Below are 11,748 nucleotides of genomic sequence, written 5' to 3' on the forward strand. Positions count from 1 at the left end.
ATTAAGCGAGTTCATTGGTAACTTCTTTCTAGAATTGATTGGGTAATTACATTCTATCAAAGAAGTCCAATGGACTTTTTTCATTTTTTAATTAGGGCAAGTGTTCAACTTCATTTTACAATTTACCTTTTTACATAATTAAATCCAGAAAAGAAATTACAATATGATCGTGAATAAGTGCTAATCAAATTGATGAACGACGCTTATTATCAAAATCCAAGCAGTGAACTCACACAAATAGAGCGCATAATTGCGCAAGGAAATCTGCCTCATCGCCAAGATTTATTATTAATGATTAAAGGTTATATTGCTTTAGTAACTGATACTATCGCAGAATTAGATACTACAACTAAATCACTCATTAAAGAAAAGATTTTCAATATTGCAAAATTTGACGACCTCTTTCTATCTAGACTTAAATGGACTGACACTCCCACCACCTTCAACAAAAAGCGGCAATTTTTTTCAGTCCTACCGTGCTCACAACGAGCTCTTCACCTGGGCAACAGAGACGACGGAACCCTTGTGGATGAATCGGACAATCATTCTTGTCGCCACGCCTGCCAACATGACCTTCTTTGAAACAGACAACTTAAGCGCACAGGGACTGAACGGGTCGGCTAAGATTGATACTGAACAGATGTCGCAGAAGACCAAGGAGCAGATTTTTATTAATTCATGGATAACGCCGTATAAACCGGTCTTTATTTCCATTGGCGAATACATCAAGGGCGTTCAAAAGGATCTGACCTACACGCTCTACCTCTTCGGTGGTATCGGCGCGCTGCTACTAGTCTTGTCAATGACCTTGGTCTACGCGATCATCCGCATCTACTAGGTTTCTCGGCTACAGTCTTTCCAACATTTACCGCAAGACCTGCTCTTTTTAACGTTTAGCTTCATACTGGAATTGCTCACAACTATCCTGCTGCGTTCGCGTGTCGGTATTCTAGTCGTCAGCATCAAATTCATCCTGCAATTTATTATTCGGATTACTGTATTTGCGCAAATCTAGCGTCAAACAACTGCTATTTAGCCAAAAGGAGGACCAAGAATGACAACACCAATTATTAAACTAGACCAAGTTACCAAGCGCTACGGCCAGCGCAAGAGTAAATTTTTGTCCTATAATGCCCCATTTGGCAGTACCCGCGAATGCGGGCACTGCTTTTTTTATTTTATTAAACCGCGGCAAACCGCGCCGTGCAATCCATAACAAAATTGCAATAACGGATTTTACGTCCCATTTAAGCAGCCACGCACAGACCTCGCATGTTAACATAAAAACCCGTAATTTTATCCACAACAGACAAGGCACAGTGCTTTGCACAGGGTTATGCACAATTCCCAGCTTGTTTAAAAAATTATGCACAGTATGTGGATATTTAGTCGTGTAATTCAGCTCAAGTACTGTTATTATAATAAAAAATATCCACAGGAGATCATGCGAATTCTTTTTTTAACGTGCTTTTTTAAGCAAATTTTGTGTATTCTCACAAAATATTTATCCACATCTTGTTAATTCTGAATTATTTTTATTCACCTGTGGAAAACATCCCGCTTAAATGGTAAAATAGACGTTGCTTATCGTTATCGGAGGGAACTAATTTGTTTGATATCAATAAATTTTGGCAGCATTTTAACAATGAAATGCGCGAACGCTTCAACGAGGTTGCGTACAACGCCTGGTTCAAAAATACTAAACCACTTTCCTATAATAGGGACACCCATGAACTGCGGATCGCTGTCCAGAACCCAGTAACCAAGGGCTATTGGGAGAAGAACCTGTCCTCACAGCTGATCCAGTCGGCTTACGGCTACTACAACATCGAGGTCTTGCCCGTCTTTCAGATTGAGGGCAATTCAACTAGCGAGCGCCTAGTCACGCCTAAGCCGCAGACACAGACAACACGTGAACGGCCTCGGCAAGAGAGCTCCAACGTTTTTGTGCGCAACCTCAAGCTTAACGAAAAATACACCTTCGACAACTTCGTCCAGGGCGAAGGCAACAAATTGGCGGCTGGCGCGGCGCTAGCGGTAGCCGACAGTCCCGGCAGCTTCTACAACCCGCTCTTTATCTTCGGCGGCGTCGGGCTCGGTAAAACCCACCTGATGCAGGCAATCGGCCACCAAATGCTGGCGGAACGCCCGAGTGCCAAGGTTGTTTACATTCAAAGTGAAACTTTTGTTAACGACTTTATCAATTCCATCAAAAATAAAACGCAAGATCAATTTCGTGAAAAGTATCGTACCTGCGATTTATTATTAGTCGATGATATTCAATTTTTTGCTAAAAAAGAGGGAATTCAAGAAGAATTTTTCCATACTTTTGAAACACTTTATAACGATCAAAAACAAATTGTAATGACTAGTGATCGCTTGCCGACCGAGATTCCTGATTTGTCAGAACGGTTAGTATCACGCTTTACTTGGGGATTACAGGTCGAAATTACTCCACCAGATCTAGAAACACGAATTGCAATTTTACGCAAAAAAGCCGAAGCCGAGAATTTAACGATTGATGATAGCACTTTAGATTACATTGCTACTCAAGTTGACACGAATATTCGTGAACTAGAAGGTGCGCTCGTTAAAGTGCAAGCACACGCAACTATTGAACATGAAGACATTAATGTTAATTTAGCTCGTGAAGCATTAGCAGACTTAAAATTGGTTCAGAAAAATCAAGGACTTCAAATATCAAAAATTCAAGAAGTAGTTGCAAATTATTTTCAAACTTCCACCTATGAATTAAAAGGAAAAAAGCGCGTGCGGCAAATCGTAGTACCACGACAAATTGCAATGTACCTATCACGAGAATTAACAGACTCAAGTCTTCCTAAGATTGGTCAGGAATTTGGTGGCAAGGATCATACAACTGTCATGCATGCATATGAAAAAATTAGTCGTGAAATTAAAACCAATTCCGAAATCAAAACAGCAGTATTTGATTTAAAGCAGATGCTTGATCGTTAAAAAGTTATTAACTGTGGAAAAAGAATAAACTTATTCACATTTTTTGAACCAGTCGAATTACGTTATTTTAAGCGTAAATAACCTTTTCAACAGAAATCACAGGACCTACTAATACTACTAACTTATATATATAATTAAATAAAAACAATTATCATCAGGAGGCAATTATGAAATTTACAGTAAACAGAAATCTTTTTGTAGACAATCTCAACAATGTCATGCATGCAATCTCATCGCGGGCAACTATTCCAATCTTAAGCGGCATAAAACTTAGCTTATCTGAAAATGAATTACTTCTAACTGGAAGTGATACAGATATTTCTATCGAAATTCGTATACCAGTAAGTGAAGATTTATCAGTTGAGTCAACTGGATCAATTGTTTTACCAGCAAGGTTTTTCAGTGAAATTATTAGACGATTACCTGGTAAAGAATTTTCACTTGAAGTAAAATCCAGTTTTCAAACGCAAATTATTTCAGAAACCAGTGAATTCACGATTAATGGATTGGATGCTAATAATTATCCAAGATTACCGGAAATTCCTGATGAATCAACTTTTACAATTTCTGGTAAAACCTTCCATGAAATTATTAATGAAACCCAGTTTGCGGTTGCGACTCAAGAAAGTCGACAAGTTTTAACGGGAGTTCATTTTACTTTTAGTCCAACTCAAATTCATGCTGTAGCAACTGATTCACACCGGTTATCTAGTCGTGCAATAGATTTGGAAAATGGACCACAAACTAAGACTGATTTGATTATTCCCGGTAAGAGTTTACTAGAACTGGCGCGTATTATCGGTGAAACTGATCCTGAAATTAGAATTTGTCCTGGAAATAATCAGGTATTATTTGAAATTGGTAATATTTTATTTTATTCTCGTTTGCTTGAAGGTAGTTATCCAGATACTGAACGATTAATTCCCAAAGAAAGTACTACTAGTGTGGAATTTGATTTAGTAGAACTTTCAAGTGCTTTGGACCGCGCTAGTTTGTTAACTCACGCTGGTCGCAATAATGTAGTTGATTTAACAATCGATACAGGGAAAAAGACGGTAATACTTTCTGGTGAGTCCGCTGAGATTGGTAATGTTGAAGAAGATGTTAGTTTCAATAAACTAACTGGAGAAAATTTAAAAATTTCGTTTAATCCGGATTATTTGCGTGACGCACTGAGAGCTTCAGTTTCTGATACTATTGTGATGGATTTCACGAAGCCGCTTCGACCTTTTACAGTTAATCCTAATAAAACGGACATCAACTTTGTACAACTAATCACACCGGTTAGAACTTTTTAATTACAAACAAAAAAGTCATCGAATGATGGCTTTTTTTATGATCATTTTTGTCAGATTCGCTTAAATAAGTACTTATTTTTACTTTTTAGCTATTTATTGTTGAAGTATTTGTTTTATAAAAACCGTTTAAATGGCTTTATATTGGCTTTTGAGTTGTCTTTTACTTGGGAAACGAATATACTTATTATAGGTATTTATAGTGGTGAAGGTGGATATTATCAAAGAATTTAAAGTAAAGGGTAATTACATTACCTTGAGTCAATTTTTGAAGGAAGAAAGCATTATTTCTTCCGGTGGACAAGCCAAGTGGTATTTGCAGAATAATCCCGTTTTACTGAATAATGAAACAGAAAATCGACGGGGCAAAAAGCTCAGACCAGGGGATAAACTAGAAGTTGCACAAGAAAAGTATGAATTTCGGTAACTAAGTAAATGTACCTTAAACATTTTAATGCACAAAATTATCGTAACTTACAACAATTGGATATTGAATTTGATCCCAACGTCAATATTTTTATTGGACAAAATGCGCAAGGTAAAACCAATATGCTTGAAGCAATCTGCTTTTTGGCGTTAACACGCTCACACCGGACTAGTAACGACAAAGAACTCATTGCTTTTGGCAAAGATTATGCGAATATTACTGGGCACGTTTATAAGAGTCAAATTGATTTGTCATTACGTGTTTTGCTTACTAAAAAGGGGAAGAAAGTTTGGATTAATCGGATAGAGCAATCCAAATTATCCAAGTATGTTGGGCAACTGAATGCAATTCTATTTTCGCCTGAAGATTTAGAACTTATCAAAGGAGCCCCCTCATTGCGCAGGCGCTTTATGGATCAAGAATTTGGTCAAATTAGTGCTGAATATTTGTATTTTGCTGGTAAGTATAAACAGGTTCTACAGCAAAAGAACAATTACTTAAAGCAATTAGCCAATGGTTCCGCACATGATATGATGTTCTTAGATGTCTTATCCGATCAGTTAGCAGGAGTAGCTGCAGAAGTAATTGTTCGTCGGTTTAAATTTTTAACTTATTTAGATCGGTATGCTCGCGATGCCTATGCTTATATCAGTGCTGGTAATGAGGAATTGAAACTTGTTTATCGACCATCGGTACGAGAAATTAATGAAACTGATAGTGTTGAAGAAGTTTATCGCAAACTACTGATCAGTTTCCAAAGAAATCAATCAGGTGAAATTGTCAAAAAAACCACTTTAAGTGGTCCACACCGTGATGATGTTGAATTTGAACTTAACGGTAAAGATGCTCATTTGTATGGCTCGCAAGGTCAGCAGAGAACAATTGCTTTAAGTATTAAACTTGCAGAAATACAATTGGTTCACCACTTAACTACTGAGTATCCACTGCTTTTGCTTGATGATGTGATGAGTGAACTTGATCACAAAAGGCAGAGTGCGCTGCTTAATTACATTCATGGTAAGACGCAGACCTTTATTACTACGACAGATTTAAGCGGTATTTCCTGGGAAATAATTAAAAAACCAAAAGTATACCGAATTGAATCTGGACAAATTTATTTAGAAGAGGGGAAATTGAATGGCAGATAACGACAATCAAAAAGAAAATTTTGAGCAGATCAAGCAATATGAAAAAGAAGCTGATAAATATAATGCCAGTCAAATTCAAGTTTTAGGTGGACTTGAAGCAGTTCGAAAGCGTCCAGGGATGTACATTGGTTCCACTAGTTCTCAGGGCTTGCATCATTTAGTCTGGGAGATAATTGATAATGGAATTGATGAGAGTTTGGCAGGCTTTGCAACCAAGATTGAGGTAACAATTAATAGTGATGGCAGTGTTACAGTTCAAGATGATGGTCGTGGGATACCTGTCGACATTCAAAAGAAGACCGGCAGACCTGCACTTGAAACTGTTTTTACTGTTCTGCACGCTGGTGGTAAGTTTGGCGGTGGCGGATATAAGGTTTCTGGTGGACTTCATGGTGTTGGTGCATCAGTTGTTAATGCGCTATCAACTAAACTTGATGTTACGACGATGAGAGATGGGAAAAAATATTATATTGATTTCGATCACGGTCGTGTTAATACCGAAATGAAGATGACTGGGACAGTTTCGTTATCAGAACATGGTACAATTGTTCATTTTTTTCCAGATCCAGATATCTTTACTGAAACAACTTCCTTTGATGACCAAGTATTGAAGAATCGAATTCGGGAATTGGCATTCTTAAATAAAGGCCTAAAGTTGACTTTTACTGATCAACGCAAAGAAAGCGCTGAAACAGATGTCTATCATTACGAAGGTGGTATTCAAGAGTATGTTTCTTTTTTGAATAAGGGAACCGATGTTTTATTTAATGAACCAATCTATGTTGATGGTGACTACAATGATATTAATGTCGAGGTAGCACTACAATATACCACCGGTTATAAGACAACTTTAATGACATTTGCCAATAATATCCATACTTATGAAGGCGGAATGCACGAAGCAGGTTTTAAAACGGCATTGACTCGTGTAGTAAACGATTATGCGCACAAAGCAAAATTGTTAAAAGATAATGATGATAATCTCTCTGGTGAAGACATACGAGAAGGTATGACAGCTGTTGTTTCGGTTAAGCATCCAGATCCACAGTTTGAAGGACAAACTAAGACTAAACTTGGCAATTCTGATGCTAGGACAGCAGTCGATCATTCATTTTCCGAAACTTTTAATAATTTTTTGATGGAAAATCCGCAAGTTGCACGCAAAATTGTTGAAAAAGCACAGTTAGCTGAAAGAGCGCGGACCGCTGCCAAGCGGGCTCGTGAGGTTACTCGGAAAAAGTCGGGGCTTGAAATTGCCAATTTACCTGGTAAATTGGCCGATAATACTAGTAATGATCCAAGTATTTCAGAATTGTTTATTGTTGAGGGGAACTCTGCTGGCGGTTCTGCTAAGCAGGGCCGCTCACGATTAACTCAGGCAATTTTGCCTATTCGTGGCAAGATTTTAAATGTTGAAAAAGCTTCAATGGATCGTATTTTGGCTAATGAAGAAATCAGGTCCTTGTTTACTGCTCTTGGAACTGGATTTGGAGCTGATTTTGATGTTTCTAAGGCTCGATATCATAAATTAATTATCATGACGGATGCCGATGTCGATGGTGCTCATATTCGAACGTTACTTTTAACTCTATTTTATAATTATATGAGACCTATGATTGAAAAGGGCTATGTCTATATCGCTCGTCCGCCTCTATATCAGGTTCGTCAAGGAAAGGTAATTAAGTACCTTGATACTGACGAAGAATTACATGATTATTTAGGTAGTTTACAACCAAGTCCGAAAGCAACAGTTCAAAGATACAAGGGGTTAGGTGAAATGGATCCTGAACAGCTATGGGAAACAACTATGAATCCTGAAAATCGGCGGCTTGATAGAGTAAGCCCTGAGTATGCTAAAGATATTGATGATGTATTTGAACTATTGATGGGCAACGATGTTGCACCAAGACGCAAATTCATTGAGACCAACGCTAAGTACGTTGAGAATATAGATGCATAGGAGGTTTAAATGGATAACGACAATCAAGGTCAAGATCATAGAATAAGAAATGTTGATTTGACTAGTGTAATGAATAGCTCATTTCTTGATTATGCCATGTCAGTTATAGTAGCGCGGGCACTACCTGATGTTCGCGATGGGTTAAAACCAGTACAACGGCGTATTTTATATGGAATGAGTGAACTAGGCGTTACACCGGATAAACCATATAAAAAATCAGCCAGAATTGTTGGTGAAGTCATGGGGAAATTTCATCCTCATGGGGATTCTTCAATTTATTTAGCGATGGCACATATGGCGCAAGATTTTAGTTACCGCTATATGCTAGTAGATGGACATGGAAACTTTGGTTCTGTTGATGGCGATGAACCAGCCGCAATGCGTTATACTGAGGCACGAATGAGTAAAATTGCGGTAGAAATGCTTCGCGATATCAATAAAAATACGATTGATTGGCAACGTAATTACGAAGACTCAGAAAATGAACCAGTTGTACTGCCGGCTCGCATTCCCAATCTCTTGGTAAATGGGACTAGTGGAATTGCAGTTGGTATGACAACTAATATACCACCACATAACTTATCCGAAGTTATTACAGGGTTACATATGTTGATGGATAATCCTGATGTTACAACAAAGGATTTAATGAAAGCAATTCCCGGACCTGATTTTCCTACTGGTGGAACTATCATGGGTCGTGGAGGAATCTATCGTGCTTATGAGACCGGTCGTGGCAATATTGTTGTTCGGGCTAATACAACGATCGAAGCAGAGAAAAATGGTCGTGAGCGAATTGTTGTGACAGAATTGCCTTATTTGGTAAATAAAGCCGAATTGATTAAAAAAATTGCCGACTTGGCTCGTTCAAAAACAATTGACGGTATTACTGGGGTACGGGATGAATCTGATCAGACTGGTATGCGTGTTACAATTGATATTCGCCGAGATGCCAGTGCTAGTGTCGTTTTAAATAATTTATTCAAACTGACTCAAATGCAGGCTAATTTCGGCATGAACATGGTGGCTATCGCTGATGGTGCCCCACACTTTTTGAGCTTAAAACAGATGCTGGAATATTATCTTAAGCATCAAGAAGATGTTGTTACTCGTAGGACTAAGTTTGAATTAGAAAAGGCTGAAGCTCGAGCACATATTTTAGCCGGCTTAAAAATTGCTCTAGATCATATTGACGAAATAGTTCATATTATTCGTCAAAGTGATTCGAGTGATATTGCTAAAGCGGCTTTGATTAGTCGTTTCGGACTTGATGATAAGCAATCGCAAGCTATTCTAGATATGCGGTTGGTTCGCCTTACAGGGTTAGAACGGGACAAAGTTGAGGCAGAATATAAGGATTTACAACTTAAAATAGCTGATTACAAGGATATTCTTGCAAAAACTGAGCGAATTCATGAAATAATTTACAATGAACTTCTCGATACACAAAAGCGTTTTGGTGACGATCGCCGGACTAAGATTAGTGAGGGTGATGTTATTTCAATTGAAGACGAAGACTTAATTGAAAAGCAAGATGTCTTATTGACCCTGACTCATAGTGGTTATATCAAACGGATGCCAATTAATGAATTTAAGACTCAAAATCGCGGTGGTAAAGGTATTAAAGGAACGGGCATTAAGGATGGAGACTTTATTGAAAAATTGATCTATGCCAGTACGCATGACCTGTTGTTGTTCTTTACTAATAAGGGTAAAGTCTATTCCAAGAAAGCATATGAAATTCCTGAACTAGGTCGTACAGCCAAAGGATTACCAATTGTCAATCTTCTTCAATTTGAAAAAGGGGAGAAGATTGAAACAATCATTAATATACCCGAGGATGCATATGACAAGTACCTCTTCTTTATTACTAAAAAAGGAACTGTTAAACGCACGCAGGTGAGTGAATTTGCTAATATCAGAAATAGCGGATTAATTGCATTAACTTTGCGTGACGGGGATGAGTTAACTAATGTATTGACTACTGATGGTAAGCAGGACATTTTGATCGGTACACATTTGGGTTATGCAGTACGTTTCAGTGAAAAAGTTGTTCGTTCTATGGGTAGAACAGCCGCTGGAGTACGTGGTATTAATTTGCGTGACCATGATTATGTAATTGGATCCGACATTATTCGTGATCAAGATGAAGTTTTAATTGTTTCTGAAAATGGTTATGGTAAGCGGACTTCTGCTACTGAGTATCCAGTTAAGGGCCGAGGCGGTAAGGGAATCAAGACCGCAAATATAACTGCAAAGAATGGACCACTTTCTGGTGTAACTGTAGTCGATGGTACACAAAACATTATGGTTATTACCAATGACGGAATTATGATTCGATTCAAGATTGAAGATGTTTCGCAAACTGGCCGTAGCACGATAGGCGTTCGCTTAATTAAGGTTAACGACGGCAACAAAGTTGCTAGTTTGGCACTTGTTCCGGTCGAGGATCAAGTGGCTGAAGAGTCTAAAGAGTAGATGGACTAAAAAGAATAAATAATTAAATAAAACAAAAAATTATCAAATATTTTTACGTACTTGTTACTAGAGAAAACGAAATTTCTCATAGGATCACGTGAAGATACTTTGGTAATTTTTTATTTATGTGCTAAAATTAGAAATTGTGAGTAATGAATGATTACTCTCCTTGTTCTTGAATTTTAGCAAGAACCATTTAGTCCAGAAGGAGGTGCACTAGTATGACAACTACTAAGTACGAAATAACTTATATTATTAAGCCGGATATTGACGAAGAATCAAAAAAGGCTTTAGTTGAAAACTATGATAAGGTTATTACCGATAACGGTGGTACGATGGTTGAATCAAAAGACTGGGAAAAGCGTCATTTTGCATATGAAATCAATAAATATCGTGAGGGAACTTACCATATCATGACTTTCACTGCTGATAATGCTGACGCAGTTAATGAATTTGATCGTTTATCTAAGATTGACACTGCTGTTTTACGTTCAATGACTGTTAAAATAGATAAATAGGCAAAGCTTTATCTTTATCGTTTTCGTGATTTAGGAAAGGGAGGACCTATAGTATGATTAATCGAGTTGTACTTGTTGGCCGTTTAACGCGTGATCCTGAATTACGTACTACTGGGAGTGGAATCTCGGTTGCTACGTTTACTCTTGCCGTTGACCGTCAGTATACTAACGCTCAAGGTGAGAGAGGTGCAGATTTTATCAGTTGTGTCATTTGGCGTAAAGCTGCAGAAAATTTCTGTAACTTTACGTCTAAAGGTTCACTTGTGGGTATTGATGGCCGGATTCAAACCAGAACATACGATAATAAAGACGGGCAAAGAGTGTATGTGACTGAAGTTATCGTTGATAATTTTTCACTACTTGAATCACGTAAAGATCGTGAAACCCGTGGCCAAAATGGTGGTTTTACACCAAATAATAATGGCGGTTTTGGTAATTCAAATGCCACTAGTTCGCCAAATATGGGACAATCAAATCAGAATACTCCGATTAATAATCAGCCGGATACAACACAGGATCCATTTGCTGGTTCAGGAGATACAATTGATATTTCTGATGACGATCTTCCATTCTAACTTTTAAAAGAAAGGATCTAGGATATGGCTCAACAAAGAAGAGGCGGCCATCGTCGTCGTAAGGTTGACTTTATCGCAGCCAACCATATTGATTACGTTGACTACAAGGACGTTGATCTGTTGAAACGTTTTATCTCAGAAAGAGGTAAAATCTTACCACGTCGTGTCACTGGCACTAGTGCTAAGAATCAACGTAAGGTAGCTAAGGCAATCGAAAGAGCTCGCATTATGGGCTTGTTGCCGTTTGTTACTGAAGATTAATTAGCTGAATAAAATAAAATACACTAAGCCAATATTGGCTCAGTGTATTTTTGTATACAGATTTAAGCTTTATGGTAAGAGTTTCTTATCCCGTGAATACAAGGTATAATAAT

11 protein-coding genes are annotated in these 11,748 nt (G+C 37.9%); all 11 read left to right on the forward strand.

Annotation, left to right across the window (positions count from 1 at the left end; translation table 11 throughout):
- The first annotated feature begins 529 nt into the window (after positions 1 to 529).
- The 11 genes from ACYIAQ_RS05855 (at position 530) to rpsR (ending at position 11,635) form a co-directional block, all read left to right on the forward strand.
- Positions 530 to 838 (forward strand): hypothetical protein, encoded by a 309-nt coding sequence (locus ACYIAQ_RS05855; protein WP_483564042.1) that lies wholly within the window; start codon positions 530 to 532, stop codon positions 836 to 838.
- A 216-nt stretch (positions 839 to 1,054) separates the two neighbouring features.
- Positions 1,055 to 1,216 carry a hypothetical protein gene (locus ACYIAQ_RS05860; RefSeq protein ID WP_483562876.1) on the forward strand — a complete coding sequence of 54 codons (162 nt, stop codon included), beginning with the start codon at positions 1,055 to 1,057 and terminating at the stop codon, positions 1,214 to 1,216.
- Positions 1,217 to 1,608: 392 nt separating this feature from the next.
- On the forward strand, positions 1,609 to 2,976 hold the full coding sequence (gene dnaA, locus ACYIAQ_RS05865; RefSeq protein ID WP_483562877.1) for a chromosomal replication initiator protein DnaA: 1,368 nt from the start codon (positions 1,609 to 1,611) through the stop codon (positions 2,974 to 2,976).
- A 167-nt stretch (positions 2,977 to 3,143) separates the two neighbouring features.
- Positions 3,144 to 4,274, forward strand: coding sequence for a DNA polymerase III subunit beta (gene dnaN, locus ACYIAQ_RS05870; protein ID WP_483562878.1), 1,131 nt, complete (start codon positions 3,144 to 3,146; stop codon positions 4,272 to 4,274).
- 202 nt (positions 4,275 to 4,476) lie between these two features.
- Entirely contained in the window at positions 4,477 to 4,698 is a 222-nt protein-coding gene (gene yaaA, locus ACYIAQ_RS05875) for a S4 domain-containing protein YaaA (protein WP_483562879.1), read from the forward strand.
- Positions 4,699 to 4,706: 8 nt separating this feature from the next.
- Positions 4,707 to 5,846 carry a DNA replication/repair protein RecF gene (gene recF, locus ACYIAQ_RS05880; RefSeq protein ID WP_122017515.1) on the forward strand — a complete coding sequence of 380 codons (1,140 nt, stop codon included), beginning with the start codon at positions 4,707 to 4,709 and terminating at the stop codon, positions 5,844 to 5,846.
- Positions 5,836 to 7,806 carry a DNA topoisomerase (ATP-hydrolyzing) subunit B gene (gene gyrB / locus ACYIAQ_RS05885; protein WP_122022445.1) on the forward strand — a complete coding sequence of 657 codons (1,971 nt, stop codon included), beginning with the start codon at positions 5,836 to 5,838 and terminating at the stop codon, positions 7,804 to 7,806. The genes recF and gyrB overlap by 11 nt, the downstream gene beginning before the upstream one ends.
- Before the next feature lie 9 nt (positions 7,807 to 7,815).
- Positions 7,816 to 10,281 (forward strand): DNA gyrase subunit A, encoded by a 2,466-nt coding sequence (gyrA, locus tag ACYIAQ_RS05890; protein ID WP_483562880.1) that lies wholly within the window; start codon positions 7,816 to 7,818, stop codon positions 10,279 to 10,281.
- Between the two features lie 221 nt (positions 10,282 to 10,502).
- A complete protein-coding gene (gene rpsF, locus ACYIAQ_RS05895) occupies positions 10,503 to 10,799 on the forward strand; it encodes a 30S ribosomal protein S6 (RefSeq protein ID WP_122017518.1) in 297 nt (98 codons plus the stop codon).
- 53 nt (positions 10,800 to 10,852) lie between these two features.
- The gene (gene ssb, locus ACYIAQ_RS05900) at positions 10,853 to 11,374 is read left to right on the forward strand and encodes a single-stranded DNA-binding protein (protein ID WP_483562881.1); all 522 of its coding nucleotides are present in this window, start codon (positions 10,853 to 10,855) and stop codon (positions 11,372 to 11,374) included.
- Between the two features lie 24 nt (positions 11,375 to 11,398).
- Complete coding sequence (rpsR, locus tag ACYIAQ_RS05905) at positions 11,399 to 11,635, forward strand: 30S ribosomal protein S18 (RefSeq protein WP_090093298.1); 237 nt, start codon at positions 11,399 to 11,401, stop codon at positions 11,633 to 11,635.
- The last annotated feature ends 113 nt before the right edge of the window (positions 11,636 to 11,748 follow it).

It is taken from the genome of Lactobacillus sp. X-49 (assembly GCF_057063645.1).

Coding starts and splice junctions, on each gene's coding strand:
- ACYIAQ_RS05860 (WP_483562876.1), top strand. CDS start 1,055: ATGACAACACCAATTATTAAACTAGACCAAGTTACCAAGCGCTACGGC.
- ACYIAQ_RS05855 (WP_483564042.1), top strand. CDS start 530: ATGAATCGGACAATCATTCTTGTCGCCACGCCTGCCAACATGACCTTC.
- rpsR (WP_090093298.1), top strand. CDS start 11,399: ATGGCTCAACAAAGAAGAGGCGGCCATCGTCGTCGTAAGGTTGACTTT.
- ssb (WP_483562881.1), top strand. CDS start 10,853: ATGATTAATCGAGTTGTACTTGTTGGCCGTTTAACGCGTGATCCTGAA.
- dnaN (WP_483562878.1), top strand. CDS start 3,144: ATGAAATTTACAGTAAACAGAAATCTTTTTGTAGACAATCTCAACAAT.
- gyrA (WP_483562880.1), top strand. CDS start 7,816: ATGGATAACGACAATCAAGGTCAAGATCATAGAATAAGAAATGTTGAT.
- rpsF (WP_122017518.1), top strand. CDS start 10,503: ATGACAACTACTAAGTACGAAATAACTTATATTATTAAGCCGGATATT.
- recF (WP_122017515.1), top strand. CDS start 4,707: ATGTACCTTAAACATTTTAATGCACAAAATTATCGTAACTTACAACAA.
- gyrB (WP_122022445.1), top strand. CDS start 5,836: ATGGCAGATAACGACAATCAAAAAGAAAATTTTGAGCAGATCAAGCAA.